At 58.0% G+C, this 26,088-nt stretch carries 26 protein-coding genes; 24 read left to right on the top strand and 2 right to left on the bottom strand.

Going from position 1 to position 26,088, the window contains the following annotated elements:
- Positions 1-46: 46 nt before the first annotated feature.
- The 23 genes from KI610_RS16025 (at position 47) to KI610_RS15915 (ending at position 23,498) form a co-directional block, all read left to right on the top strand.
- A complete protein-coding gene (locus KI610_RS16025; protein ID WP_226495952.1) occupies positions 47-1,189 on the top strand; it encodes a hypothetical protein in 1,143 nt (380 codons plus the stop codon).
- Between the two features lie 40 nt (positions 1,190-1,229).
- A complete protein-coding gene (locus tag KI610_RS16020) occupies positions 1,230-2,114 on the top strand; it encodes a glycosyltransferase family 2 protein (RefSeq protein WP_226495951.1) in 885 nt (294 codons plus the stop codon).
- Positions 2,065-2,940, top strand: a complete 876-nt coding sequence (locus KI610_RS16015; RefSeq protein WP_226495950.1) for a hypothetical protein — start codon at positions 2,065-2,067, stop codon at positions 2,938-2,940. The genes KI610_RS16020 and KI610_RS16015 overlap by 50 nt, the downstream gene beginning before the upstream one ends.
- 19 nt (positions 2,941-2,959) lie before the next feature.
- Positions 2,960-4,018, top strand: coding sequence for a glycosyltransferase family protein (locus KI610_RS16010; protein ID WP_226495949.1), 1,059 nt, complete (start codon positions 2,960-2,962; stop codon positions 4,016-4,018).
- Between the two features lie 9 nt (positions 4,019-4,027).
- Positions 4,028-4,885, top strand: a complete 858-nt coding sequence (locus tag KI610_RS16005; protein WP_226495948.1) for a hypothetical protein — start codon at positions 4,028-4,030, stop codon at positions 4,883-4,885.
- Complete coding sequence (locus KI610_RS16000) at positions 4,866-6,053, top strand: hypothetical protein (RefSeq protein ID WP_226495947.1); 1,188 nt, start codon at positions 4,866-4,868, stop codon at positions 6,051-6,053. The genes KI610_RS16005 and KI610_RS16000 overlap by 20 nt, the downstream gene beginning before the upstream one ends.
- Positions 6,044-6,841: a glycosyltransferase family 2 protein gene (locus tag KI610_RS15995; RefSeq protein ID WP_226495946.1), complete on the top strand. Its 798-nt coding sequence runs from the start codon at positions 6,044-6,046 to the stop codon at positions 6,839-6,841. The genes KI610_RS16000 and KI610_RS15995 overlap by 10 nt, the downstream gene beginning before the upstream one ends.
- 157 nt (positions 6,842-6,998) lie before the next feature.
- A complete protein-coding gene (locus KI610_RS15990; protein WP_226495945.1) occupies positions 6,999-7,949 on the top strand; it encodes an NAD-dependent epimerase/dehydratase family protein in 951 nt (316 codons plus the stop codon).
- Positions 7,946-8,506 (top strand): sugar transferase, encoded by a 561-nt coding sequence (locus tag KI610_RS15985; RefSeq protein ID WP_226495944.1) that lies wholly within the window; start codon positions 7,946-7,948, stop codon positions 8,504-8,506. The genes KI610_RS15990 and KI610_RS15985 overlap by 4 nt, the downstream gene beginning before the upstream one ends.
- A gap of 76 nt (positions 8,507-8,582) precedes the next feature.
- A complete protein-coding gene (locus KI610_RS15980) occupies positions 8,583-10,397 on the top strand; it encodes a polysaccharide biosynthesis protein (RefSeq protein WP_226495943.1) in 1,815 nt (604 codons plus the stop codon).
- Positions 10,398-10,427: 30 nt separating this feature from the next.
- Positions 10,428-12,365, top strand: a complete 1,938-nt coding sequence (locus tag KI610_RS15975; RefSeq protein ID WP_226495942.1) for a bifunctional 3-phosphoshikimate 1-carboxyvinyltransferase/cytidylate kinase — start codon at positions 10,428-10,430, stop codon at positions 12,363-12,365.
- A 92-nt stretch (positions 12,366-12,457) separates the two neighbouring features.
- Positions 12,458-14,137: a 30S ribosomal protein S1 gene (gene rpsA / locus KI610_RS15970; protein WP_226404481.1), complete on the top strand. Its 1,680-nt coding sequence runs from the start codon at positions 12,458-12,460 to the stop codon at positions 14,135-14,137.
- 12 nt (positions 14,138-14,149) lie between these two features.
- The gene (locus tag KI610_RS15965; protein WP_117609136.1) at positions 14,150-14,434 is read left to right on the top strand and encodes an integration host factor subunit beta; all 285 of its coding nucleotides are present in this window, start codon (positions 14,150-14,152) and stop codon (positions 14,432-14,434) included.
- Between the two features lie 70 nt (positions 14,435-14,504).
- A complete protein-coding gene (locus tag KI610_RS15960; protein WP_226495941.1) occupies positions 14,505-14,786 on the top strand; it encodes a LapA family protein in 282 nt (93 codons plus the stop codon).
- Positions 14,783-15,955, top strand: coding sequence for a lipopolysaccharide assembly protein LapB (gene lapB, locus KI610_RS15955; RefSeq protein ID WP_226495940.1), 1,173 nt, complete (start codon positions 14,783-14,785; stop codon positions 15,953-15,955). Before KI610_RS15960 ends, lapB begins: the two co-directional genes overlap by 4 nt.
- 8 nt (positions 15,956-15,963) lie before the next feature.
- Positions 15,964-17,283 (top strand): UDP-glucose dehydrogenase family protein, encoded by a 1,320-nt coding sequence (locus KI610_RS15950; RefSeq protein WP_226495939.1) that lies wholly within the window; start codon positions 15,964-15,966, stop codon positions 17,281-17,283.
- A 3-nt stretch (positions 17,284-17,286) separates the two neighbouring features.
- A complete protein-coding gene (gene rfaE1, locus KI610_RS15945) occupies positions 17,287-18,222 on the top strand; it encodes a D-glycero-beta-D-manno-heptose-7-phosphate kinase (protein WP_226495938.1) in 936 nt (311 codons plus the stop codon).
- Positions 18,223-18,231: 9 nt separating this feature from the next.
- A complete protein-coding gene (gene rfaD / locus KI610_RS15940) occupies positions 18,232-19,230 on the top strand; it encodes an ADP-glyceromanno-heptose 6-epimerase (protein ID WP_226495937.1) in 999 nt (332 codons plus the stop codon).
- Positions 19,223-20,122 carry a cysteine synthase CysM gene (cysM, locus tag KI610_RS15935; protein WP_226495936.1) on the top strand — a complete coding sequence of 300 codons (900 nt, stop codon included), beginning with the start codon at positions 19,223-19,225 and terminating at the stop codon, positions 20,120-20,122. The genes rfaD and cysM overlap by 8 nt, the downstream gene beginning before the upstream one ends.
- On the top strand, positions 20,119-20,904 hold the full coding sequence (locus KI610_RS15930; RefSeq protein ID WP_226495935.1) for a 3'-5' exonuclease: 786 nt from the start codon (positions 20,119-20,121) through the stop codon (positions 20,902-20,904). The genes cysM and KI610_RS15930 overlap by 4 nt, the downstream gene beginning before the upstream one ends.
- Positions 20,905-20,964: 60 nt before the next feature.
- On the top strand, positions 20,965-21,513 hold the full coding sequence (gene ppa / locus KI610_RS15925; RefSeq protein ID WP_226495934.1) for an inorganic diphosphatase: 549 nt from the start codon (positions 20,965-20,967) through the stop codon (positions 21,511-21,513).
- Positions 21,514-21,518: 5 nt separating this feature from the next.
- The gene (locus KI610_RS15920) at positions 21,519-23,135 is read left to right on the top strand and encodes an NAD+ synthase (RefSeq protein ID WP_226495933.1); all 1,617 of its coding nucleotides are present in this window, start codon (positions 21,519-21,521) and stop codon (positions 23,133-23,135) included.
- Between the two features lie 24 nt (positions 23,136-23,159).
- Positions 23,160-23,498 carry a P-II family nitrogen regulator gene (locus KI610_RS15915; protein WP_226404492.1) on the top strand — a complete coding sequence of 113 codons (339 nt, stop codon included), beginning with the start codon at positions 23,160-23,162 and terminating at the stop codon, positions 23,496-23,498.
- Between the two features lie 87 nt (positions 23,499-23,585).
- On the opposite strand, the gene KI610_RS15910 is transcribed toward KI610_RS15915, so the two are convergent.
- Positions 23,586-24,332, bottom strand: coding sequence for a Smr/MutS family protein (locus KI610_RS15910; RefSeq protein WP_226495932.1), 747 nt, complete (start codon positions 24,330-24,332; stop codon positions 23,586-23,588).
- A gap of 2 nt (positions 24,333-24,334) precedes the next feature.
- Entirely contained in the window at positions 24,335-25,291 is a 957-nt protein-coding gene (trxB, locus tag KI610_RS15905; RefSeq protein ID WP_226495931.1) for a thioredoxin-disulfide reductase, read from the bottom strand.
- A gap of 129 nt (positions 25,292-25,420) precedes the next feature.
- On the opposite strand from trxB, the gene KI610_RS15900 reads away from it, so the two are divergent.
- Positions 25,421-26,086, top strand: coding sequence for a Crp/Fnr family transcriptional regulator (locus KI610_RS15900; protein ID WP_226495930.1), 666 nt, complete (start codon positions 25,421-25,423; stop codon positions 26,084-26,086).
- Positions 26,087-26,088: the final 2 nt, after the last annotated feature.

The raw sequence follows: 26,088 nt of genomic DNA, 5'->3' as shown, positions 1-26,088 counted from the left end.
CCCATTGGGGCCCAGAGATACATCGCAATCTGGACTCGTTAATGTCATGAAACTGATACTTCACATAGGTATGCCCAAGACCGGGACGACCGCACTACAGGCACAGCTGTCGGCCGACCGCGCGAGTTTGTTACGTCATGGGGTGCTGTATCCGCAAGTCAATATTCATCCGACCAATCATAATTTCCTGGCCTTACTGATGCGCCACGGCGATGCCATGGCGCCACGTTTTCGTGCGATGTACGGGAAACAGACGGACTTGCTGTGGAAGGACTTTGAAAGCAACTGGCAGCAGATAAAGCGCCAGATTGCCAAACATCAGCCGCATACCGTGATTCTTTCCGGCGAGGGGATGTTTTTTGCCATCGGTTCGACAGATACCGAAAAATTTAGGGCGCGCATCCTCGAGCTGACCGATGACGTGCAGGTCGTGGCCTATGTCAGGCAACCGTCCAGGCATTACCTGTCGGCAGTGCAGCAACGCCTGAAGTCTGCAGCGAAATTCAATCCGCCGGGCGCTCCCCCAATGCGCAAGACGATTGAGGCGGCCTGGGAAATGTTTGGCCGCAAGCCCATGGTGATTCCCTATGAGCGCGATTTGCTGCTGGATGGCGACATTACCAGCGATTTCCTGCATCGCTGCGTTCCCGAGGTATCCTCTTTCGCTGGCCGGATTGTTTCCGCCGAGTTGAACGAGTCACTGAGTGCCGAGGTCATGGCGATACTGCAGGAGTATCGCCAGACCAAGCACAAGGATGCCGACGGGGATATTCCGGTCGACTGTGTTCGCCTGCAGCGCCTGCTGCAGCATATCGAACACCGCCACGGCCTTTACCGGCGACCGGTACTTGTTGCCGAGGTCGCGCGCCATATCGATGACACCAGTGTCGATCTGCTGTGGCTGGAAGAGCAATACGGCTTCCGCTTTTCGGGCATCGATTACGCGGCAATCAGGGGCGAATCGAATCCCATCTGGAATACTTTCAGCCAGATTTCCGATATCTGCGTGGTCGATGCCGAAAAAAAGCGCCAATTGTTGATGCTGGCGAGCCGGCAACCATTGAGGCCTCGTTTGGTCATACCGAGAAGGCTGATGCGCTGGGCCGAACGAAATGCCGGCGGGCGGGTGGTGGCGTGGGTGCGCACGGCATTTCGCTGGTGCGGACGTAAAAGTTCGGTGACGCGCTAGCTTGCCAGTGCCTTCGCCACTCCCCACCGAAAGCGTATTGTTGGCGGAAGGTGTTCAGCCGCGTGTCTCGGTTATCGTCCCTGTCTATAACCACTGGCATCTGGTGCCGGCACTCCTTGACTGCCTGGCCGCGCAATCGCTGAAGCCACCGGCCTTTGAACTGCTGCTCGTCGACAATGCTTCGGACTGTTTTCCCGAAGCCTTGCCCCTGCCGCCCTGGGCGTTCTTGCTGCGCTGTACTACCCCGGGTTCCTATGCCGCACGGAACGAGGCCGTCAGGCAGGCGCGCGGTGAAATTCTGGTATTCACCGATGCCGATTGCCGCCCCATGGAGCAATGGCTAGAGTCGGGAGTCGGTGCCTTTCAAGCTGGCGGAGGTTGTCTCGCCATCGTTGCAGGCGGCGTTTCGGTCGAGCCGGAGGACTGGCAGTGCATGACGCCCAGCGAAATTTACGATGTCGCTCTGGGGCTGCCTCAGGCGCGCTATGTGCGTCGTGGATATGCCATAACGGCGAATCTATTCATACCTGTCCAGGTTTTCGAAAAAGTGGGGATGTTTGACCAGAGTCGTTTTTCCGGCGGGGATGCCGATTTTTGCCGACGCGCGCAGCGGCAGGGAATAAAAATCACGTACTGCGCTCCCGCCCGGGTTATTCATCCAGCGCGCTGCAACTGGCTGGAACTGGAAACCAAAAAGCGGCGGGTCAAAGGCGGACAGGTTGCAGCGGGAAGTCGCCAGAGGCGTGCTTTTTACCTGCTGCGGACATTGCTTCCGCCTTTTGACCTGTGGTGGCGTATCATTCGGGCGCCCCGGCTCTCCTTGCCGCAGCGTCTGCAAGCCTGCATCCTGCAGGGCCGGCTCTGGGGCGTCGAACTTGCCGAAGTTTACCGCCTGCTGCGCGGTGAGCTCCCCATCAGAAACTGAGATCGTGACTTCACTTGCCCCGTCATCACTGGTAATTGCGCATCTGGCATGGCAATGGCGATTGTTTCGCTATTTTCTCAGGCATGTCGGCTCGATGACCATCGTGGCCGGCTTGTGCCGGGCGATATCCCAGTTCTCGCAATTGTTCGCGCTGTTCATTCCGCTGAAGATCATGCTGATACTGGGTTCCGGGAGCTTGCCAACGCTCATGCAGCTCAGTCCGGCAAAGGTCTCCCGGGGCGCCTGGGTGATCGGGCTCAGTATTGCGACGATAGTTCTCTATGTTGCAGCCATCGGCTTCGAGCTTGCCTCCAATCGGATTGTCGGGCGCGGTGGTACCCGGCTGGCGCAATCGCTGACCGAATCCGAGCATCTGTCGAGCGAGCAGCGCCGGCAGATCCGCGAAGTATTCGGAACGGCCTGTCGTTGTTATGCAAATGGCCTGGTGTTTGCTGCGGGATTCATCGGCTTGCTGTTGATCAGCCCGGTGGTCTTTGCCTTGATGATGCTGATCCTGGCGTTGCAGGCGCTGATGACCAATCGCCTGTGCGCCGCTCGCGGCGCCGGATTGGCCTGGCTGGCTCGGGCCATCGCGCGGAATCCTGCCGAATATCTCAAGTATCTGGCCTCCATGAATTTTCTCGTCGTCTTCGGCTTGCTGTTGCTGGAGTATGTGATTGCCGGGGGGCTCAATTCAGTTGTCGCCATCCTGACCTTGCTGCTGGCTCGCCGGATGTTCCAGTCGATTGGTCAGTTCGGGGTGCAGGCCGTCCAGCTGGAGCGCATGCATCCGGATGTCGTCGTGGTGTTCTTTAAATATGTTTGATTGATCTGGAGCGCAAGTCATGAAACGAATCCTGGTTATCGGTCGCGCCTATCCGCATGCGGCGCACAATTACCTCAACAGCGAAGTGGATTACCTGTCGTCTCGCGCCCAGGTGCTTGTGTTGTCGCCGAATCAGCCGCGGGCGCCGTTTTACTCACCGGTCGATTTCAACTATTTCGACAATGTGGGCGAACTGGTCGCCCTGGCCCGACAGTTCAAGCCGGATTTCATCATTTCCTGGTTGCTGCCCAATCACTGCTATGCCCGACAGGTGGCCGATGCGCTCGATGTTCCATTTGTTCTCAAGCTGCATACGCCGGATCGCATCATCATCGATCCGGCCAGGTTGCCGCTGAAGAAGCGTTTGGCCACCTACCTGCTGAGTGAGCAGTTTGTGAGTCGGCATTATCTAGTTTCTTCCAGCTCAATCAGGAAAACTGCCGCTTCGCGGAACTTCAAGGGGGTCTATTGCATCCCGCTTCTCAAAGAGGAAATCTCGCGGTTTTTCCCGCCTGAAAAAGTATTCGACCTGCAGTCGAGGCTCTTCTTCGACAGGTTCCATGACGAAAGTCCCAATGGCGATGGTGTGATGGTGCTGGGTTCCCTGCTTGACCGGCGCGAAGGGGATGCCGCCTTTGCCCGCATCATTTCGGCGATCAAGGGGCCGGTCGACTGGTATCCGATGCCGACGCCCGGATGCCTGTGGATCAACCTGCCTAACCTGCCCGCCAACCTGCGGGTCATGAAATATGTTCCGCCATCCGAAATGCCGGCCCTTTACAAGAAATACAAGGCCTTGATCCAGATTGGCCGTGGTTATTACTCTCGCGGAATTTCGATGTCGGTCATCGAGGCACAAGCGTCCGGCGTGGCCGTCGTGGCGCCCTCGTTGCGGCCGGATTACGATGCCTGGGTGGAAAATGGCGGCGGGCATGTTTTCCATGATGAGTCCGAGATTCCGGGGATCCTGGAGAGAATTCCGGATCCGGCGATGCGCCAGAAAGGCTTCAACAGCGCCAGTCAGCACGACATGGCCGGTGTCGAGATGGATCTTGCACAAGCCGGTTTGGTGCTCTAGAGGGTTTCAATGAAGTCGAAACGCCTAGTCGTGCTGCTCGATGACAATAAACGTTTCGGGAATTTCCGTTATGTCTTGTCACTACTCATTGCCAGTTGGGAGCAGCAAGGCTGGCGCATCCTGTTCTGCGATGATTTCGGTATGTTGCCGGAGGCCGAACTGGCCTTGCTGCATGTCAATCGGACGGTAATACCGGAGAGCATCGTCGACAACTGTCTGGCACGCTATCAGATAGTTATCAACCACGGTGCTCTTGATATTTCAAAGCGCGTCGTAAGCCGGCAGCTGCTGTTGCCAGATAGTCAGGATGGTGGTCCAGTCATCGTCAAGACCGATGCCAACTGCGGCGGACGTCGCGAGCGCTATGAGCATGAAGTATTCGGACCGTTGCTGAAAATAAAGGATCGATTGCTGCCGTGGACGATGGCCGCCCGATTGGCTGGCGGTTGCTATCCGATCTATCGGAATGTGGCCGAGGTGCCCGAAGATGTGTGGAAAAATCCGGCGCTGGTGGTTGAACGCCTTTGCTGCGAGCGGGTTGGCGAGCTGTTTGCCCTGCGCCAGTGGGTCTTCTTCGGAAATGAGGAAATGCACAGGATTTCCTATTCGCCGGAAGCACTTCTCAAATCGCATAACATCATCCGGTCGGAAATGCTTTCGGAAGTGCCACCATTCCTGCGTCAGCGACGTGAGGAGTTAGGCTTCGACTACGGTAAGTTTGATTATGTGATGTTCGAAGGCGAAGCGATTCTGCTCGACGCCAATCGAACGCCGACTTACGGCATGAACATCGGTCCGGAGGTCAGGGATATTGCCGGCAGATTGGCGTGGGGGATAAGTTTTTTCCATGCTCAAGCCAGCAATTGATCTAGCTCGCCTGTATGGCGAGGGGCATGTCTATTCCGGGCTGGCCCACCCGGAATTGGGCCGCTGGTTGCCAAGAGATCCTGATGTGGTAAAGAGTCTGACCGGTACGCAACTGGGTGTTCTCGGGCGCATGCCGGTGGTCTGTGCCGAGGGAGTGGCCGATGAGCGGGGGCTCGATTTGCTTGGCGAGGCCGGCCTCGAAGTGGCGGGCGAACGTCTGGTCTTCCGCAGTGTGCCGGAGTACGAAGGCATACTGCGCGACCTCGAGCGGCAAAAGGTCCGGCTGGTCTTGCAGCATCGCCATCCGGAATGGCTGTTGGCGCCTGAAAGCTATTGGTTTGCCCCCGATCTGCTGTCATCGCTCAATGACAAAGGCAATCTCGAGCGCTTCGTGTCGTCCCGGTATTTGCCACAGCGACGGGTTTTTGATTCATCCATGGTCGAGGCATGGGGGCATTCCGGTCATGATTTCCCGTGCGTACTCAAGGCGGGGACTCCTCAGAGCACGGGCGGGGGCTGCGGCGATGTCTTCATTTGTCGAGGGGCGGACGATCTTGTTCGTGCCAGATCCGGGTTGGCAGAAAGCGAGCGAGTGATTGTCGAGGAATGGTTGTCGGCCGATAGCATGTATTGTCTCAATTACGCGGTTGCAGAGGGCATGGAAGTGCAGTATCTCGGCGGGGCTGAAATGGTTTGTGCCGAGGATGGCGCATATCGCGGAAACTGGCTGGGCCCGGGATGTGAGCCAGGTCCGGCTTCGATAGAAGCCGGCATGGAGACTGCCAGAATAGCCGCGCACCTGGGTTACCGGGGGATTTTTGGCCTTGATCTTGCCGAAAGTGAGGGCAAGGTATCGAAAATATTCGATCTCAATTTCCGGTTCTGTGGATCGACAGTGGGCCTGCTTCTGATGCCGGCCATTCAGTCGCGTTTTGGAAATTGCGTCGGGCGTTTCTGTGGTTTTTCGTTCAAAGGCTCTTATCCGGAGGCAATCACGTCAGCCAGGCGGGCTTGCCGCGATGGTTACTTCTTGCCCTTTTCCACCTATCGACCGGATGTCGACATTGGAAGGGGCGGGTTGCCCAGAGTCAATGGGCTGATATTGGGAAACGACCGTAAAGAAGTGAAGGCTACGGAAGCATTGATGCGTAATAATGGGTGGCAGTAGATGATTTTCATTGGCTCGGGGGGGGGCGATTGAGTTCAACACCAGTGGTATCTGTGATCATGCCCTGCCGGAATTCAGCGCAATGGCTTGGCTTGGCAATACAGTCCGTACAGGCGCAGGATTTCACCAATTGGGAATTGTTGCTGGTCGACGACGCGTCGACCGATGATTCAGTAAGTATTGTTGAAGGCTATGCCAGGGGCGATCAACGGATCAGGCTTTTTCGGCTAGCCACATCCATGGGCGGGGCCGGGGCACGTAATCACGCCATTCAACAGGCGAGAGGACGTTATATTGCCTTTCTGGATGCGGATGATTTGTGGCGCAAGGAGAAGCTTTCGATTCAGCTCGACTTGATGACGAGCCGGGGTTTGCCATTCTCCTATTCGGCCTACGAAAAGACGGATGCAGATGGATGTCTGCAGGGGCGCGTCTATCGCCCGCCGCTCGAAGTCAGCTATTTCTCGCTCCTTCGTTCCTGCGCGATTGGCTGCTCGACGGTGATGCTCGACAGCGCTCTCCTTGGCCAACGACTTTTTCCTGCCCTGAAGCGTTCTCACGATTATGCCCTGTGGCTCGACATCCTGCGTGAAGGGTATCCGGCGCACGGAATCGACATGCCACTGACGATTTATCGTGAGCGTAGCGGTTCGCTGTCTTCGAACAAGGTTTCGAAACTGCATATGGCCTGGCATATCTACAGGCAACGCGAACGCCTCGGTCGGCTGAACAGCGCCTTGTTGCTGCTGAGTTATATTTATAACGGCGTGAAGAAGAGGAATATCTAGTTGGGGAGATGTGCCAGGCGGCAGGTGCCCTCAGCGCGACAGGATTGGGTAATTGTGCTTTCCGGCTTGAGGCAAGCCTGTTATGTCCGACCGGGCAAGAACGCCTGGCAAAAGCCTAGTCTTGTGACTTGAGGTGTTTCTTGCAAGGGATTGCGTAGTGGAATTGATCACCGGGGCCAATGGATTCATTGGTCGGCATTTATTGACGAGTTTGCAGCGTGATGGCATCGCATACCGTGCATTGGCGCGCCATCCCTCATCCGGTGTCAGTACTGTTCAGGCCGATCTTCTTGACAAGGAAGCGCTGGCCGAAGCTTGCGCCGGTATCGACTGCATTTTCCATTGTGCCGGTTACGCCCACGCCTTTGCTTCCCGCTTTGCCGACGATGCCGTCCGCCACTGGCAAGTCAATTTCGAGGGAACACGCAATCTGCTGGAGGCGGCTGGGCAGGCCGGGGTCAAGCGCTTTGTCTTCCTGTCGAGTGTGAAGGCCATGGCCGAGCCCGGCGAGGACTGCATCGACGAGGACTTTCCCGGCCAGCCAGAGACGGCGTATGGCCAATCCAAGCGCGCCGCCGAACAGGCTGTTTTGGCGGCTGGACAGGCTACGGGCATGCATGTTGTCAACTTGCGGCTGAGCATGGTTTATGGCGCGGGTGGCCGGGGAAATCTTGAACGCATGGGAAATCTTGTCGGGCGAGGGCTGTTTCCGCCCTTGCCGGAAACCGGAAATCGGCGCTCGCTGGTCCATGTCGATGATGTCGTTTCGGCCATGCGCCTGGTGGCCGGCAACGCTGCTGCGAACGGGCGTACCTACATCGTGGCGGCTCCGGAAGCCCACTCAGGGCGAGCCTTGTTCGATGCCCTGCGGGCTGCGCATGGGCTGTCGCCCTGTACCTGGTCAATACCAGTGTCCATTCTGGATCTTGCCGCGCGCTTCGGGGATGCCGCTGGGAAAATCCTGGGGCGCCGTGTTCCTCTCGACAGTGAGGTTGTGGCGCGCCTGCTTGGTTCGGCCTACTATTCAGCTGGGCGGATTGAGCGGGAGTTGGGTTGGCGTGCCAAAATTTCTCTGGCCGAGGGTTTGTCGGGGATGATCCGGAAATGAAGCGGCTGTTCGATCTTGGCTTGGTCTGTGGGCTGGCGGTGCTGCTGGTCTTGCCCATTCTCGCAGTGGCTCTGCTGGTCAGGTTGAGTTCGCCGGGGCCTGCACTCTACTGGTCGGATCGGGTTGGCCGGCATAACCGCATTTTCAGCATGCCGAAATTTCGCAGCATGCGCATTGGTACGCCGGCTCTGGCGACCCATCTGCTGCGGGATCCGGCGAGCTGGCTGACGCCGGTAGGGGGCTTCCTGCGTCGCTCCAGCCTGGATGAACTGCCGCAACTGTGGAGCATCCTGGTTGGTGACATGAGTTTTGTCGGACCCCGCCCCGCCTTGTTCAACCAGGACGATCTGGTTGCCTTGCGCACTTCCCGCGGGGTTCATGAACTAGTGCCGGGGCTGACCGGCTGGGCGCAGATCAATGGCCGGGACGAGTTGCCGATCCCGGAAAAGGTCGAGCTGGATGCCGAATATCTGCAGCGCCGTTCCTTGTGGTTCGATATCCGGATTCTCTGGCTGACTTTCATCAAGGTGTTGCGGCGCGACGGTGTGTCGCATTGATCGCGGCGCGCCGGGTTAGAATCGCTGGTTTGAAGCGCGAGGCGAGTGTTCGCCGTTCCTCCCTGACATGAGTTGCATGACGAATCCGCGTACCCTGGCTGCTTTCCTTCACGATCTGGTGGCGGCGGCAGTGTCCTGGATGCTGGCTTTCTGGCTGCGTTTCAATTTTGATATGCCATTGAATTTCCAGCTGGCGGCTCTGCATGCCCTGGTTTGGGTGCTGCCGCTGTTCGCCGTGCTGTTTTACGCCTTCGGCCTCTATCGCGGCTTATGGCGATTCGCCAGTCTTTCCGATATGCAGCACATCGGTGCAGCAGTTGTCGTCGGAGCCTTGCTGACGACTAGTCTTATTGTCTTTTTCAGCGTGGCGTTGATCCCACGCTCGGTGCTCATCCTGCATCCCTTGTTGCTGGCCTTGATCATGGGCGGGAGTCGTTTCGTCTATCGTAGCTGGAAAGAGCATCGCCTGTATGGGCCGGCTAAAATGCGTGGGCAGCCGGTGTTGATTATCGGGACGGATGAAGCCGCCGACTCTCTCCTGCGTGAGCTGGCCCGTAGCGGCCTCTGGTATCCGGTTGCCTTGGTCGACGAACAGGCGGGGAAGATGGGGCGGCGCCTGCGTGGGTTGCCGGTTTTCGGGCCATTCTCCCGCATTGCCGAAGTGGCTGAACAATATGGCGTCAAGCATGCCATCATGGCCATGCCCCATGCGAAAAGCTCGGTTCGACGACATGCGGTGGAATTATCCTCGGCAGCCGGGCTGGAGGTGATGACAATACCTTCTTATGACGACATCTTGGCCGGCCGGCTATCGGTTTCCAACATGCGGCGGGTGGAGCTGGAAGATCTTCTCGGCCGCGACTCCGTTTCACTCGACGCAGCTGCCCTGCATGAGCAGCTGACAGGGCGCGTCGTACTGGTGAGCGGGGCTGGTGGCTCGATCGGCTCGGAACTGTGCCGACAGATTGCTGCCTTTTCTCCGTCGCGCCTCCTCCTGCTCGACTCTTCCGAGTTTGCACTGTACCGCATGGATGAGGAACTGGCGCACGCCTTTCCTGAATTGCCGCGTGCGTGCTGGGCGGCTGATGTGCGGGATGCCGAGCGCATCGAAGAGATTTTTGCGGCGGAGCGGCCGGCCGTTGTTTTTCATGCTGCTGCTTACAAGCACGTGCCCTTAATGGAGAAGGTCAATGCCTGGCAGGCGGTGCGTACCAATGCGCTGGGTACTCTGATTACGGCCCAGGCTGCACGGATGTTTGGAGTCGATAAATTTGTCCTGGTGTCCACCGACAAGGCGGTCAATCCGACCAATGTTATGGGGTGCAGCAAGCGACTGGCTGAGCGCTTGTGTCGGGCCCTCCAAGAGCCCGGCGGTACTCGTTTTGTGACGGTGCGCTTCGGCAACGTATTGGGCAGCAATGGTAGCGTCATCCCCAAGTTCCGCGAGCAGATTGCCCGTGGCGGGCCGCTTACTGTGACGCATCCTGATATCGTTCGGTATTTCATGACCATTCCCGAGGCTGCGCAGCTCGTGTTGCATGCGGGGTGGCTGGGGCAGGGCGGCGAGATTTTTGTGCTTGATATGGGGGAGCCGGTGAAGATCGTCGATCTTGCGCGTGACATGATCCTGCTTTCTGGCTTCTCGGAAGGCGATATCCCTATCCACTTCACCGGTTTGCGGTCCGGGGAAAAACTGTATGAGGAATTGCTCGCCGATGACGAGAAGACTTTGCCGACGCCGCATCCCAAACTGCGAATTGCTAAGCTAGCTGATGACATGAGCGAAACAGAGTTCGCTGAACTGCTCGCTTGGTTGTCGCCGGCAGTGCGGGATGTGGCTGTTGTCAAGGCAGACCTTCAGTATTTCGTTCCTGAATACACAACAAACTGACTGATGCCCTTATTGCTAACGGAGTTTTCATTGGCTGCTGAGTTCCTTGATCTTCCTCAACTGCTTTTTGCCGCCGGTACGGTGCGTCTGCCTGGCTCGAAAAGTATTTCTAACCGTGTCCTGTTGCTTGCCGCATTGGCTGAGGGCGAGACCGAAGTCCGCGACCTGCTCGCTTCGGATGACACCGAGCGGATGCTCGATGCGCTGAAAGTGCTTGGCGTCGGCACTACCCATTTAGGTGGCGAGAACTGGCTGATCAAGGGTTGTGGTGGCCAGGTTCCGATAAAACAGGCAGAGCTTTTCCTCGGAAATGCCGGGACGGCGTTTCGCCCTTTGACAGCTGCGTTGGCGCTGGCTGGTGGCAATTACGTGCTGAAGGGCGTCGCCCGGATGCACGAGCGCCCGATTGGCGATTTGGTTGATGGCTTGAGGCAACTTGGCGCGGATATCAGCTATCTGGGGAATGATGGTTATCCGCCACTTCATCTCAAGCCGGCGAACCTTGTCCTTGGTGACTCGGTGAAGGTGCGTGGTGACGTCTCCAGTCAATTTCTGACAGGTTTATTGATGGCCCTTCCCCTTATTGGGCAGACTGCTACGGTCGACGTCGTTGGTGAGCTGATTTCCAAACCCTATATCGAGATCACGCTGGCAACCATGGCGCGTTTTGGTGTTCAGGTTCAACGTGAAGGGTGGCAGCGGTTTACGGTGCCAGGGGGCAGTCGATATGTTTCGCCGGGAACGATTTATGTCGAGGGCGATGCTTCGTCGGCCTCGTATTTTCTCGCTCTGGGGGCCATAGGTGGCGGGCCGGTGAGGATTGAAGGCGTCGGCAGTGATTCGATTCAGGGCGACGTCAAGTTTGCCGAGGCGCTAGCTAAAATGGGTGCCCAGGTGGAGATGGGGCCAAACTGGATGGAAGCACGGGCGCCGCAATCTGGCCTGGTTGCGGTCAACCTCGATTGCAACCACATTCCCGATGCGGCGATGACGCTGGCAACGACGGCGCTGTTTGCCAAAGGCACAACGACGTTGCGTAACATAGCTAGTTGGCGGGTCAAGGAGACAGACCGGATCGCAGCTATGGCGACCGAGTTGCGCAAATTGGGAGCGGAGGTTGAGGAGGGGGACGATTTCATCCGTGTCACGCCGTCCACCCTCAAGCCGGCGGCTATCGATACCTATGACGATCATCGCATGGCAATGTGTTTCTCTTTGGCCGCCTTCGGAACGCCTTTGCGTATCAATGACCAGAAATGCGTGGCCAAGACTTTTCCGGATTATTTTGAACGTTTTGCGGCGGTTACCAAGGCGGCGCTAGTCATTGCCATCGATGGCCCCTCTGCTTCAGGCAAGGGAACAGTAGCGGCTAAAGTGGCAGCGGCACTCGGTTACGCCTATCTCGATTCCGGTGCTCTTTACCGGTTGACCGCGTTGGCCGCTAAGCGGGCTGCCGTTGATTGGGCGGATGAGGTAGCTGTTGCCACCATAGCTGCCGAGCTTGATGTGGAGTTTTCGGGCAGCGATATCCGCCTTAATGGTGAACTTGTCGGTGACGTCATTCGTACGGAAGAAATCTCGGTCGGTGCCTCGAAGGTCGCGGCCCTGCCTGCTGTACGGGAGGCGCTTCTTTTTCGCCAACGGGCCTTCAACAAGGCGCCTGGCCTGATTGGCGACGGGCGTGATATGGGCTCGGTGGTTTTTCCTCGCGCGGCGCTCAAAGTGTTCCTGACAGCGAGTGCCGAAGCGCGCGCTGAACGTCGTTATAAGCAGTTGATCGAAAAAGGATTCTCTGCTAATCTCGCGGACCTTCTGTTGGACTTGAAGCAACGTGACGAGCGCGATTCACAGCGCAGCGTTGCTCCTCTTCGGCAAGAGGCCGACGCAAAGCTGCTCGACACCACGCATCTCACCATCGAACAGGCGGTGAATCAGGTGCTGGTCTGGAGCAGGGAAGCGTTGCAGTAAGGTGTTGCCGGCCACCCTGGCCAGTAGCTTGTTTTAACCCTAACCCGCTGTGGATCTAACAGTCCGCGGCAGCATGAAAGCTCTCTCCGTCAATGGAATCTTTTGCTCAACTATTTGAAGAATCCCTGGCTCGCCAGGAAATGCGTCAAGGCGAAGTCATCACTGCAGAAGTGGTGCTCATCGATCACAATTTCGTTGTGGTCAATGCCGGCCTGAAATCGGAATCCTATGTTCCGCTCGAAGAATTCCTGAATGATCAGGGCGAACTCGAAGTCAAGGTGGGCGATTTCGTCCAAGTGGCTATCGAAATGCTGGAAGACGGCTACGGTGCCACGCGCCTGTCCCGCGATCGCGCCAAGCGCATCGCTGCCTGGAACTTCCTGGAAGAAGCCCTGAACAACAACTCCCTGGTTACCGGCACCATCACCGGCAAGGTCAAGGGCGGTCTGACCGTCATGTCCAACGGTGTCCGCGCCTTCCTGCCGGGTTCCCTCGTCGACATGCGTCCGGTCAAGGACACCACGCCGTACGAAGGCAAGACCATGGAGTTCAAGGTCATCAAGCTTGACCGCAAGCGCAACAACGTCGTGATGTCCCGCCGTGCCGTGCTCGAAGCCACCGCTGACAAAGATCGCGAAAAGCTGCTTGAGAACCTCAAGGAAGGCACCACCGTCAAGGGTATCGTCAAGAACATCACCGACTACGGCGCATTCGTCGACCTCGGCGGTATCGATGGCCTGCTGCACATCACCGACCTGGCCTGGCGCCGTGTTCGTCACCCGAGCGAAGTGCTCAACGTTGGTGACGAAGTTACCGCCAAGATCCTCAAGTTCGATGCCGAGAAGAACCGCGTCTCTCTGGGTATGAAGCAGCTGGGCGACGATCCGTGGGTTGGTATTGCCCGTCGTTACCCGGCTGGCACCCGCCTGTTCGGCAAGGTCACCAACCTGACCGACTACGGTTCTTTCGTTGAAATCGAACAGGGCATCGAAGGCCTGGTTCACGTTTCCGAAATGGACTGGACCAACAAGAACGTTCATCCGTCCAAGGTTGTCCAGCTCGGCGACGAAGTCGAAGTCATGATCCTCGAAATCGACGAAGAGCGTCGTCGTATCTCCTTGGGCATGAAGCAGTGCCAAGCCAATCCTTGGGACGACTTCGCCATGAACCACAAGAAGGGCGACAAGGTTAAGGGCGCCATCAAGTCGATCACCGACTTCGGCATCTTCATCGGTCTGCCTGGTGGCATCGATGGCCTGGTTCACCTGTCCGACCTGTCCTGGTCTGCGACTGGCGAAGAAGCCATCCGCAACTTCAAGAAGGGCGACGAAGTTGAGGCTCTGGTTCTTGGCATCGACGTCGAGAAGGAGCGTATCTCCCTCGGTATCAAGCAGATGGAAGGTGATCCGTACACCAACTTCATCGCCACCCACGAGAAGAACAGCATCGTGAACTGCACCGTGAAGACGGTCGACGCCCGCGGCGCCGTGCTGACCCTGGATGGCGAGAACGAAGGTTACCTGCGTGCTTCCGAATTCTCGCGTGATCGTATCGACGACCTGTCGCAACACCTCAAGGTGGGCGATACCGTTGAAGCCATGATCATCAACGTGGATCGCAAGACCCGTGGTATCAACCTTTCCATCAAGGCCAAGGACAATGCCGAACAGCACGAAGCCATGCAGAAACTTTCTGCAGAATCTTCCGCCGCTGCTTCCGGCACGACCAACCTGGGTGCCCTGTTGAAGGCCAAGCTTAACCAGCAAGGCTGATAAGGCAATAGCATGACCAAATCTGAGCTCATCGCCCGGCTGGCGGAGCGGTTTCCCCAGTTGGTGGCGAAAGATGCTGATTTTGCGGTCAAGATGATTCTCGATGCGATGTCCGAAGCACTTGTGCGAGGAGATCGTATCGAGATCCGCGGATTCGGCAGCTTTGCGCTCAACTATCGGCCACCGCGTACTGGCCGTAACCCCAAGTCTGGGGAAAAGGTTGGCGTCCCGGCCAAGTGGGTTCCCCACTTCAAGGCTGGAAAAGAATTGCGCGAAAGGGTCGATCAGGCGATCTGACCTCGGGCTTGGCCCAATGTGGTAGATTCAGGGCAGTGAATGATTTCACTGCCCTTTTTTATTGAATGTCATGACAGCACTGACTTGGGCCATACGGGCCATTATTTTTGTCTTTCTGGTTGTATTCGCGACCCAGAACACCGATCCGGTAAGCCTTCGCCTTCTACCAGGAACAGTCTGGCAGACGCCGTTGGTGATCGCCTTGCTGGCTTTCTTTATCGGTGGCGTGATACTTGGCGCGCTGTCGCTGCTTGGGGTTATATTCCGGCAGCGTCGTGAAATCTCGTGCCTGAAGCGCGAGGCGTTGCCAACGCCAGCTTCCCTGACTCCGGAAGTGCCGCCAAGCGCATGAACGAATTATTCGAATACTGGCAGCTACTGCTGATACCGGCCTTTTTTGCTCTGGGCTGGATCGCTGCCCGCGTCGATATGCAGCAGGTCGTGCATGAGTCGCGCACCTTGCCTCGGTCCTATTTTCAGGGTTTGAATTTTCTGCTCAACGAGCAGCCGGACAAGGCAATCGATTCCTTTCTCGAGGTTGCAAAGGTTGATTCGCAGACCGTTGAGCTGCATTTTGCACTCGGTAATCTGTTTCGCCGGCGTGGCGAGACGGAGCGTGCCATACGCATGCACCAGAACCTCATCGACTTGCCTGACCTCGATGACAAGGTGCGGTTGCAGGCGCTGTCGGAGCTGGGACAGGATTACCTGAAGGCAGGCCTGCTTGATCGGGCTGAAGAAATTTTCAACAAATTGCTGGGAACCGACTTTGAGGAAGAGGCCAAGCGCAATCTGCTGGAAATCTATCAGGTCGAGAAAGAGTGGCTGAAGGCCATTGAAATTGCACGCGAATTGCCGGATGTTGCCTCGCATCGCGATATCGCCGAGTACTACTGTGAGCTGGCGGCCAACGAAATCATGCGTTCTCGCCCGGATTCGGCGCGTGAGTATTTGGATGTTGCCACTCAAGAGAATCGGAAGTGCGTGCGTGCCAGTCTCCTGCAAGGGGATTTGTTGATGCAGGAGATCGATCTCAATGGCGCTATCGAAGCCTGGCAGCGTATTGAGCAACAGGATCCCGCTTACCTGGCGCTGGTTGCCCAGCGACTGCTTGAAGCCTACCGCAAGCTCGAACGGCCGGCCGAAGGTATCGCCCTGTTGAGTGGTTATCTCGAGCGTTATCCCTCCCTCGATTTGCTCGAAGTGGTCTATCAACTGGTATTGGAAAGCGAAGGTGTCGAAGCGGCGTATCGCCTGGTGCGGGCCGAACTGCAGCGCAATCCCACCTTGCTTGGCTTGGAAAAACTGATGAGTGCGCGTTTGCCGCTGGTGGCGCCGGAAGTTCGTCCGGATGTCGAGTTGGCGAGGACCATTATCCAGGGCTACACGAAACGCCTGTCGCGCTATCGATGCGATAATTGTGGTTTCAAGGCCCGCCAATTTTATTGGCGTTGTCCGGCCTGCGGTGGTTGGGAAACCTATCCGCCGCGTCGCAGTGAAGAATTCGATCAATCCTTGTAGGAAGCCTTATGAAAATCACCGTTGTCGGCACCGGCTATGTCGGTCTGGTCAGTGGCACCTGTCTGGCTGAAGTAGGTAACGATGTCCTTTGTCTGGACGTTGATCCCGAGAAAATTTGTATTCTCGAAGAAGGCGGCATCCCGATCTTCGAACCTGGTTTGCAGGAGATGGTCCGCCGCAATGTCGCCGCCGGCCGCCTGCACTTCACCACTGACGTGGAAAAAGCCGTGCAGCACGGCACCATCCAGTTCATTGCGGTTGGTACGCCGCCTGACGAAGACGGCTCGGCCGACCTCCAGTATGTACTCGGTGCGGCCCGTAGCATCGGTCGCCTGATGACCGACTACAAGGTCGTGGTCGACAAGAGCACCGTGCCGGTCGGTACCGGTGCCAAGGTCAAGGCCGCCATCGCTGACGAACTGACCAAGCGCGGCGTCGATATCCCTTACAGCGTTGTTTCCAATCCCGAGTTTCTCAAGGAAGGGGCTGCTGTCGAAGACTTCATGCGTCCTGATCGCATTGTTGTCGGCGCCGAAGAAGAGCAGGCCATCCACCTGATGCGTGCCCTTTACGCACCGTTCCAGCGCAATCACGAGCGCCTGATCATCACCGATGTGAAGAGCGCCGAACTGACCAAGTACGCCGCCAACGCCATGCTGGCGACGCGCATCAGTTTCATGAACGAACTGGCCAATCTGGCTGAAGTGCTGGGTGCCGACATTGAAATGGTTCGTCAGGGCATTGGCTCTGATCCGCGCATTGGCTACCACTTCCTTTACCCCGGTTGTGGCTACGGTGGCTCCTGCTTCCCCAAGGACGTCAAGGCGCTTATCGCGACAGCCAAGGACGATGCCGACATCACCCTCAAAGTGCTGACTGCCGTCGAGGAAGCCAACGATGCGCAGAAGCACGTGCTGACCCGGAAGCTCAAGGCGCGCTTCGGCGATCTCAAGGGCAAGCATTTCGCCCTGTGGGGCCTGGCCTTCAAGCCGAATACCGACGACATGCGCGAAGCGCCCAGCCGTGAACTGATTGCCGACTTGTTCGCCGCTGGTGCAACGGTGACGGCCTACGATCCTGTCGCCATCGACGAAACCCGACGCATCTACGGTGATGACAGCCGTCTGCAATACGCCGAAAACCCGATGGGGGCTCTCACAAACGCCGATGCGTTGCTGATCGTTACCGAATGGAAGGAATTCCGGAGTCCGGATTTTGAGTCCATCAAGGCAACGCTCAGAAGTCCGGTGATTTTCGACGGCCGTAACCTGTATGACCCGAAATTCGTGCGTGCTACGGGCATCGAGTATTTTGCAATCGGACGCTGATCAATGAGCAGCAGCATGCTGGAAAAGATTTCGCAGGTTCGCCTGCTGGTTGTTGGCGACGTGATGCTCGACCGCTATTGGTTCGGCGAGGTCAGCCGGATTTCCCCCGAGGCGCCGGTGCCGGTGGTCAAGGTTCAGCGCATGGAAGAGCGTCTCGGCGGGGCGGCCAACGTTGCCCGCAATGCCGCTTCGCTCGGGGCCGTATCAGCCCTGCTGTCGGTGGTTGGTGACGACGAGGCGGGGCGCACCCTCGGGCGCCTGCTCGAAGAAGGTCAAATTGATGCGAATTTGCACGTTGACCGTGAAATCGACACCACTGTGAAGTTGCGCGTCATTGGTCGTCAGCAGCAACTGCTGCGCATCGATTTCGAGACGACACCTTCGCACGAAGTGCTGCAGGCCAAGCTGGCCGATTTTGAAACCCGGGTCGTCCAGTCCGATGTGGTTGTCCTTTCCGACTACGGCAAGGGTGGACTGACGCATATCGCTGAGATGATCCGCATCGCGCGCGCCCACGACAAACCTGTTCTCGTCGATCCCAAGGGTGATGAGTGGGGCAAGTATGCTGGTGCTACCGTGATTACGCCGAATCGCTCCGAGCTGAAAGAAGTCGTCGGGCGCTGGTCGTCGGATGAGGAACTGGCTACCAAGGCGCGCAAGTTGCGTGGCGAGCTCGGCCTCGAAGCCTTGCTGGTCACCCGCAGCGAAGAGGGGATGACCCTGTTCGCCGATGATACTCACCATCAGCCAGCCCTGGCGCGCGAAGTATTCGATGTTTCCGGAGCCGGGGATACCGTGATTGCCACGCTGGCCGTCATGATCGCCGCCGGAGCTGATTGGGCCGAAGCCATTCGTGTGGCCAATATCGCCGCCGGCATCGTTGTCGGCAAGCTTGGTACTGCCGTTGTCAGCCGTGAAGAACTTGCCGCAGCCCTGTAAGGAATAATCATGTACATAGTCGTTACCGGCGCTGCCGGCTTCATTGGTTCCAATATCGTCAAGGCGCTCAACGAGCGCGGTGTGACGAAGATCATCGCAGTCGACAACCTGACCAAGGCCGACAAGTTCAAGAACCTGATCGATTGCGAAATTGCCGATTACATCGACAAGAATGATTTCATCGCACGTATTCAGGCTGGGCATTTCGATGGCGAGATTGATGCCATTTTCCATGAGGGCGCCTGTTCGGACACCATGGAAACCGACGGTCGCTACATGATGGAGAACAACTTCCGTTACTCCTCCATTCTACTCGACTGGTGTCTCGATCAGGACGTCCAGTTCCTCTACGCCTCGAGCGCGGCGACCTATGGCGCCAGTAATGTCTTCAAGGAAGAGCGCCAGTACGAGGGGCCGCTCAACGTTTACGGCTACTCAAAGTTCCTGTTCGACCAGATTGTTCGCCAGAAACTGGCGCAGAATCCGTCGTCACAGATCGTCGGCTTCCGTTATTTCAACGTCTACGGCCCGCGTGAGACGCATAAGGGGCGCATGGCTTCGGTCGCCTTCCACAACTACAACCAGTTCAAGGCCGATGGCAAGGTCAAGCTGTTCGAGGGTTCGCACGGCTACCCGGACGGCGGTCAGCAGCGCGATTTCGTTTTCGTCGGCGATGTCGCCAAGGTCAATCTGTACTTCCTGGATCACCCGGAAAAGTCCGGTATCTTCAACCTCGGTTCCGGCCGGGCGCAGAGTTTCAACGACGTCGCGGTTGCTGCGGTCAACGGCTGCCGGAAGGCAAAAAGCGAAGCGCCGCTATCGCTTGACGAATTGCGGGCACAGGGTTTGCTCGAATACGTCGCCTTCCCCGAGGCACTGAAGGGCAAGTATCAGGCATTCACCCAGGCCGACCTGACGCGCCTGCGCGACGCCGGTTACGCTGCACCGATGGCCACGGTTGAGGAGGGCGTCTCCCAATACATCGAGTGGCTCCATAAAAATGTATAAAACCCTGCAGGATTTTGTTGGAAACACGCCGCTGGTGCGCCTAGTGCGCATCCCGGGTGCCGATAACGACAAACGCAACAACGTCATTCTCGCCAAGCTTGAAGGCAACAACCCGGCTGGCTCAGTCAAGGACCGCCCGGCCCTGTCGATGATTGTCCACGCCGAAGCGCGCGGCGACATCAAGCCGGGCGACACGCTGATCGAGGCGACTTCCGGCAACACCGGCATTGCGCTGGCCATGGCGGCGGCGATCAAGGGCTACAAGATGATTCTGGTCATGCCCGAAAACCAGAGCATCGAACGCCGCCAGAGCATGCGCGCCTATGGCGCCGAGCTCGTGCTGACGCCCAAGGATGGTGGCATGGAGCTGTGCCGCGACGTCGCCGAAAAAATGCGCGACGAAGGCAAGGGGATCATCCTCGACCAGTTTGGCAACCCGGATAATCCGCTGGCGCATATCGAAGGCACCGGCCCCGAAATCTGGCGCGATACGGAAGGCAAGATCACGCACTTCGTTTCCAGCATGGGGACGACGGGCACGATTATGGGCACGTCAGCTTTCCTCAAGACGCAGAATCCAGCCATCCAGATCGTCGGTTGCCAGCCGGAAGACGGCAGTCAGATACCCGGCATCCGTAAATGGCCGGAAGCTTATCTACCTAAAATTTTCGATAAAAATCGGGTTGACCGTGTGGAAAGCGTCAGTCAAGCCGATGCCGAGGTCATGACGCGCCGATTGGCGATGGAAGAGGGTATCTTCGCCGGTATTTCCTCCGGTGGCGCCTTGGCGGTGGCCTTGCGCCTGTCGCAGGAACTGGAAAATGCCGTGATCGTCACCATCGTCTGCGACCGTGGCGATCGCTACCTGTCGACGGGTGTTTTCCCGGCATGAAGCCTGTTCTCGTCTTTGACATCGAGACCATCCCCGACGTCGCCGGCCTGCGCCGCCTGAACGATCTGCCGGCCGGGCTTTCCGACGATGAAGTCGCCGAGCTCGCCTTTCAGCAGCGGCGCGCCAAGACGGGCAATGACTTCCTGCAATTGCATCTGCAGCGCATCGTCACCATTTCCTGTGTCCTTCGTACCAGCGAGGGCCTGAAAGTCTGGTCCTTGTCCGAGCCTGACCTCAACGAAGGCGCCATCATCCAGCGTTTCTTTGACGGCATCGAGAAATTCACGCCGCAGATTGTTTCATGGAATGGCAGCGGCTTCGACCTGCCGGTCCTGCACTACCGTGGCATGCTGCACGGTGTCGCGGCGCCGCGCTACTGGGATCTCGGCGATGGCGACTACGCCGATTCGCGCGATTTCAAGTGGAACAACTACATCAGTCGCTACCACATGCGCCATCTCGACCTGATGGATCTGCTGGCGCTCTACAACGCTCGTGCCAACGCGCCGCTCGACGATTTGGCCAAGCTTTACGGTTTTCCCGGCAAGCTCGGCATGGATGGCGGCAAGGTCTGGGAAGCCTGGCAGGCTGGCAAGAGCGCCGAGATTCGCGATTACTGCGAGACTGATGTGATCAATACCTACCTGGTCTATAACCGCTTCAGGCGCATGCGCGGCGAGCTCACTGCCACCGAAGAGCTGGCCGAATGCGATTTCGTCAAAGCCCAGCTCGCCCGGATAGGCGCCCCGCACTGGCAAGAGTTTCTCGCCGCCTGGCAGTAAATAAGCGCTGCCTCAACGGTATAATTACAAGTTCTCAAACCCAACCGCAGAGAGATAACGATGGCTCTAAACAACGTTCCTTCCGGCAAGTCCCTGCCCGACGATTTCAACGTCATCATCGAAATCACGGCCCATTCCGAACCCGTCAAATATGAAGTCGACAAGGAAAGCGGCGCGATCTTCGTCGATCGTTTCATGTCCACCTCGATGCACTATCCCTGCAACTACGGCTATATCCCGCACACCATCGCCGGTGATGGTGATCCGGTCGACGTGCTGGTGGTCAGCCCGTTCTCCCTGCCGCCGGGTGTTGTTGTCCGTTGCCGTCCGCTCGGTCAGCTGTCGATGACCGACGAAGGTGGTGAAGATGCCAAGCTGCTGGCCGTGCCGGTCGACAAGCTGACCCCGCTCTACAAGGACGTCAAGACCTACGAAGACATGCCGGAACTGCTGCGCAAGCAGATCGCCCACTTCTTCGAGCACTACAAGGATCTCGAGCCGGGCAAGTGGGTCAAGGTCAATGGCTGGGAAGGCATTGAAGCTGCCCGCAACGAAATTCTGACCGGCATCCAGCGTTACAACGACGCGAAAGACAAGCCGGCTTACTAAGCGTCATGTTGCGTGTCGCCGTTGCCCAGTTCAATGCCACTGTCGGTGACCTGACGGGCAACGTCGAACGCATCATCCAGTGCGCCGTCGAGGCGAAAGCCCGCGGCGCCCAGGTGCTCCTGACGCCTGAACTGGCGCTATGCGGCTACCCGCCGGAAGACCTGTTGCTGCGCCCGGATTTCTACCGGGCCTGCATTCGGGCGCTTGATGATCTGGCCAGGCGAATCGATGGCATTGCCATCATTGTCGGCCATCCGGAAGAAGACGAAGGACGCTGTTACAACGCGGCAACGGTCATCGAAAATGGCCGGAAAATCGCGGGTTACCGCAAGATTCGTCTCCCGAATTACGAAGTTTTCGACGAAAAACGCTATTTTGAGGCGGGCAGCGAAGCCTGCGTCGTGACGCTGGGCGGTGTCCGTTGCGGCATCAACATCTGCGCCGACATCTGGGAAGAGGGCGCCGCCGAGGCGGCCTACCGGGCGGGGGCCGAACTGCTGCTCGTTCTCAATGCCTCGCCCTGCCATCTCGAAAAACACCAGCAACGCGCCCAGGTGCTCGGTGAGCGCATCGACGCCACGGGCATTCCGGCCATTTACTGCAATCTGGTCGGTGGTCAGGACGAACTGGTTTTCGATGGTGCCTCGTTTGCGCTCGATGCCTGGAAAAATTGTTGCATGCGCCTGCCTTCGTTCGAGGAGGCGCTGGGCATCGTCGATTTCGATGCCGGATGCCTGCATTCCGAGCAGCTGGCCGAGGAACTGTCGGTCGAGGCCGAGGCCTACCAGGCACTCGTGCTCGGGGTCCGTGACTATATCGGCAAGACCGGGTTCAAGGGCGCCATCATCGGCCTGTCCGGCGGCATCGACTCGGCGCTGACGCTCTGTGTCGCGGTCGATGCGCTGGGTGCCGACAAGGTGCGGGCGGTCATGATGCCGTCGCCCTACACGGCGCAGATGAGCCTCGATGATTCGCGCGAGATGATCCGTGTTCTTGGCGTGCGCTACGACGAGATAGCCATCGCGCCAGCGATGGACGTGTACGGCAGAATGCTCGATCCGTTGTTCGTTGGCCTGCCGGCCGATACGACTGAAGAAAACATCCAGGCGCGCATCCGCGGCAATATCCTGATGGCCCTCTCCAACAAGACCGGCTCGCTGGTGCTGACCACCGGTAACAAGTCGGAAATGGCGGTTGGCTACTGCACGCTCTACGGCGACATGGCCGGCGGTTTTGCGGTGATCAAGGACGTCTACAAAACGCTGGTCTATCGCCTGTCGCGCTACCGCAATACGCTATGCCAGGGCGACCCGGTGATTCCGGAAAACATCATTGTCCGGCCCCCTTCGGCGGAACTGAAACCCGATCAAACTGACCAAGATTCATTGCCACCGTACGAGGTGCTCGATGCCATCGTCCGCGCCTACATGGAAGAGGACCGCAGCCCGCGCGAAATCATCGCGGCCGGTTTGCCCGAGGATGCCGTGCGCCGGGTCGTTCGCCTGCTGCATATCGCCGAATACAAGCGCCGCCAGGCGCCGATCGGCATCCGCATCACGCCGCGTGGTTTTGGCAAGGATTGGCGGTATCCTATTACCAATCGATATTCCGACGAATTTTAAGAACCTGCATAGAGGAATCAGCCCATGAAAAAAATCGAAGCTGTCATCAAACCGTTCAAGCTCGACGAAGTGCGCGAGGCGCTGTCCGAAATCGGCATCGCCGGCCTGACCGTCACCGAGGTCAAGGGCTTCGGTCGCCAGAAGGGGCACACCGAGCTGTATCGTGGCGCCGAATACGTGGTCGATTTCTTGCCCAAGATCAAGATCGAGATTGTCGTCAATTCCGATCACGTTGACGCCGCCATCGAGGCCATCATCAAGGCAGCGCGTACCGGCAAGATCGGCGACGGCAAGATTTTCGTCACGACGGTCGAGCAAGTGGTGCGCATTCGTACCGGCGAAACCAACGAAGCAGCGATCTGATCGTTTCGTTTTGGCCGGGAACCGGACTTCCACGGTCAACCGGAAAAATCGGCCAAAAATGAAAAGGGCAGCTACGGCTGCCCTTGGTCATTTCTGGTTGCGCAGTAGCACGATCAGCGCACCTTCGCCACCATCGGGCGGCTTGGCCTGGCAATAGGCCAGCACTTCCTGCCGTTGGGCCAGCCAGCCGCGCACGAGTTGGCGCAGGATTGAGGTTTTCTGCGGCGAACCCAGACCCTTGCCATGCACGACCCGGACGCAACGCTTGCCGTGATGCAGGCACTCGGCCAGAAAGCCGGCGAGCAGATGCCGGGCTTCGTCGCGATTCAGACCGTGCAGGTCGATTTCGTCCTGGATTACCCAGCGTCCGCGCCGCAAATCGCGCAGGACATTCTGGGCCAGTCCGGTGCGCAAATAATGCGGCTCGTCACCGCCCTCGAGGCGATCCTGCAGGCTGATGAAGCCGTGCAGGCTTTCATGCAGGGCAGCCTGTTCATCGGCAAGATGCTGGAGCGGGCGGGGCGGCGGTGGCCGTTTGCCGTGCTCGACGAGATTGGGCGGGGGGAGCGGCTGGACACCGCTCATCGCGGCCCGGAATTCGGCCTGGACCGGATCGAGCGTGGCTGGCGGCTTCGCTTCGGCGGGAGTATTCCAGTGCGCCGGCAAAGCTTCCTGGCGCGGCTTTTTGCGCTCAACCGGCTTTTTTTCGCTGACAGATGGCCGGGATGGAGCTGCCGGCTTCGGCTTGTTCAACTGAACGCGATTGACCGGCGGCAGTGGCTTGATATCTGCCACTTCCGCCTGGAAGGCAGCAATGTCTTCCGGATCGATCAAATTCAGGCGAGCGCGTCGAGGTAACGCTCGGCGTCGAGCGCCGCCATGCAGCCGGTGCCGGCCGAGGTGCAGGCCTGCTTGTAGATCTGGTCCTGCACGTCGCCGGCCGCGAAGACACCGGTGATGCTGGTCTGCGTCGCGTTGCCGTTGCGGCCGGCTTCGGTGACCAGATAGCCGTTGTCCATGTCGAGTTGGCCGGCAAAGATGTCGGTGTTCGGCTTGTGACCGATGGCGATGAAGACGCCGTGCACCGCTACATCCTGAGTCGCGTCGGTGATCTTGTTCTTGACGCGCAGGCCGGTGACACCGGAGTCGTCGCCAAGTATTTCATCGAGCGTCGAGTTGTAGAGGATGGTGATCTTGCCTTCGGCTTCCTTCTTGAACAACTTGTCCTGCATGATCTTTTCAGCCTTGAATTTTTCGCGGCGATGGATCAGTGTCACATGGCTGGCAATATTGGCGAGGTAAAGTGCTTCCTCGACGGCCGTGTTGCCGCCGCCGACAACGGCGACCGGCTTGTTGCGGTAAAAGAAACCGTCGCAGGTAGCGCAGGCAGAAACACCCTTGCCCATGAACTTTTCTTCAGAAGGCAGACCCAAGTATTGGGCCGAGGCGCCAGTCGAGATGATCAGGGCATCGCAGGTGTAGGTGCCGGAGTCGCCGATCAGCGTGAAGGGCTTTTCGGTCAGTTTGGCGGTATGGATGTGGTCGAAGACGATATCGGTTTCGAAGCGGCGGGCGTGGGCTTCGAAACGGGCCATCAGGTCGGGTCCCTGGACGCCGTCGGCATCGGCCGGCCAGTTATCGACTTCGGTCGTCGTCATGAGCTGGCCACCCTGGGCCATGCCGGTGATCAGCACTGGCTTGAGGTTGGCGCGGGCGGCATAGACGGCGGCGGTGTAGCCGGCGGGTCCGGAGCCGAGAATGATGAGGGGATTGTGGCGGGCGTTCTGGGACATGGTCATCCTCTTGGGTGATTAATGGGAAAATTATAGCGTTCTCTGAGCCTGCAAATTTTTCGAAGTTCCTATGTAATTTGGGAAAGCGGTTTATAATCATTTCGTAACTCTATGAACGGAAACTGATTTATGTCAGCAACTCCATGTGGTTTGAGCTTGGTGGTCTTGCGCAATGTCCCCCTGTTTTCCGGGCTGGAAGAGCATGAACTGGAAAAACTCTCCAGGGTTGCCGGGCGCAAGCGGGCTGAACGTGGCGCTTCGGTCGTGCGGGCCGGCGACAGTACGGATTCCCTGTATGTCCTGATCAGCGGGCGGGCGAAAGTCACCAATACCGACGAAGAAGGTCGCGAGATCATTCTCGCCTGGCTTGGCCCCGGCGAGTTTTTCGGCGAAATGGGTCTGATCGACGGCAGTCCGCGTTCGGCCAATGTGGTCGCGGCCGAAGCCTGCGAACTGCTGTTCCTCGACAAGGATTCGCTGCAGCGCTGCATGCAGGACAATTTCCAGGTCGCGCAGAAGCTCATGAAGATTCTTGTCCTGCGTTTGCGCGAGGCTGATCGCAAGATCGAAAGCCTGGCCCTGCTCGACGTTTATGGCCGTGTAGCCCGTCTCCTGCTCGATATGTCGGAGATCGTGGACGGCAATCGTATTGTGAAGAAAAAGATGTCGAAGCAGGATATGGCGAAAATGATTGGTGCCTCGCGCGAGATGGTCAGCAAGGTCATGCGCGATCTGGAATTGAGCGGTTACATCCGTTACGAGAATGACATTCTGGTCATTCCCGGAGTCGCCTGACG

Source organism: Ferribacterium limneticum (assembly GCF_020510565.1).
Classification (GTDB): domain Bacteria; phylum Pseudomonadota; class Gammaproteobacteria; order Burkholderiales; family Rhodocyclaceae; genus Azonexus; species Azonexus limneticus_B.
Note: the sequence above shows the minus strand (reverse complement) of the source record. Positions and strands in the feature narration are given on the sequence as shown.

Coding starts and splice junctions, on each gene's coding strand:
- KI610_RS16025 (WP_226495952.1), top strand. CDS start 47: ATGAAACTGATACTTCACATAGGTATGCCCAAGACCGGGACGACCGCA.
- KI610_RS16010 (WP_226495949.1), top strand. CDS start 2,960: ATGAAACGAATCCTGGTTATCGGTCGCGCCTATCCGCATGCGGCGCAC.
- KI610_RS16005 (WP_226495948.1), top strand. CDS start 4,028: ATGAAGTCGAAACGCCTAGTCGTGCTGCTCGATGACAATAAACGTTTC.
- KI610_RS16000 (WP_226495947.1), top strand. CDS start 4,866: ATGCTCAAGCCAGCAATTGATCTAGCTCGCCTGTATGGCGAGGGGCAT.
- KI610_RS15985 (WP_226495944.1), top strand. CDS start 7,946: ATGAAGCGGCTGTTCGATCTTGGCTTGGTCTGTGGGCTGGCGGTGCTG.
- KI610_RS15980 (WP_226495943.1), top strand. CDS start 8,583: ATGACGAATCCGCGTACCCTGGCTGCTTTCCTTCACGATCTGGTGGCG.
- rpsA (WP_226404481.1), top strand. CDS start 12,458: ATGGAATCTTTTGCTCAACTATTTGAAGAATCCCTGGCTCGCCAGGAA.
- KI610_RS15965 (WP_117609136.1), top strand. CDS start 14,150: ATGACCAAATCTGAGCTCATCGCCCGGCTGGCGGAGCGGTTTCCCCAG.
- KI610_RS15960 (WP_226495941.1), top strand. CDS start 14,505: ATGACAGCACTGACTTGGGCCATACGGGCCATTATTTTTGTCTTTCTG.
- lapB (WP_226495940.1), top strand. CDS start 14,783: ATGAACGAATTATTCGAATACTGGCAGCTACTGCTGATACCGGCCTTT.
- KI610_RS15950 (WP_226495939.1), top strand. CDS start 15,964: ATGAAAATCACCGTTGTCGGCACCGGCTATGTCGGTCTGGTCAGTGGC.
- rfaE1 (WP_226495938.1), top strand. CDS start 17,287: ATGAGCAGCAGCATGCTGGAAAAGATTTCGCAGGTTCGCCTGCTGGTT.
- rfaD (WP_226495937.1), top strand. CDS start 18,232: ATGTACATAGTCGTTACCGGCGCTGCCGGCTTCATTGGTTCCAATATC.
- cysM (WP_226495936.1), top strand. CDS start 19,223: ATGTATAAAACCCTGCAGGATTTTGTTGGAAACACGCCGCTGGTGCGC.
- KI610_RS15930 (WP_226495935.1), top strand. CDS start 20,119: ATGAAGCCTGTTCTCGTCTTTGACATCGAGACCATCCCCGACGTCGCC.
- ppa (WP_226495934.1), top strand. CDS start 20,965: ATGGCTCTAAACAACGTTCCTTCCGGCAAGTCCCTGCCCGACGATTTC.
- KI610_RS15920 (WP_226495933.1), top strand. CDS start 21,519: ATGTTGCGTGTCGCCGTTGCCCAGTTCAATGCCACTGTCGGTGACCTG.
- KI610_RS15915 (WP_226404492.1), top strand. CDS start 23,160: ATGAAAAAAATCGAAGCTGTCATCAAACCGTTCAAGCTCGACGAAGTG.
- trxB (WP_226495931.1), bottom strand. CDS start 25,291: ATGTCCCAGAACGCCCGCCACAATCCCCTCATCATTCTCGGCTCCGGA.
- KI610_RS15900 (WP_226495930.1), top strand. CDS start 25,421: ATGTCAGCAACTCCATGTGGTTTGAGCTTGGTGGTCTTGCGCAATGTC.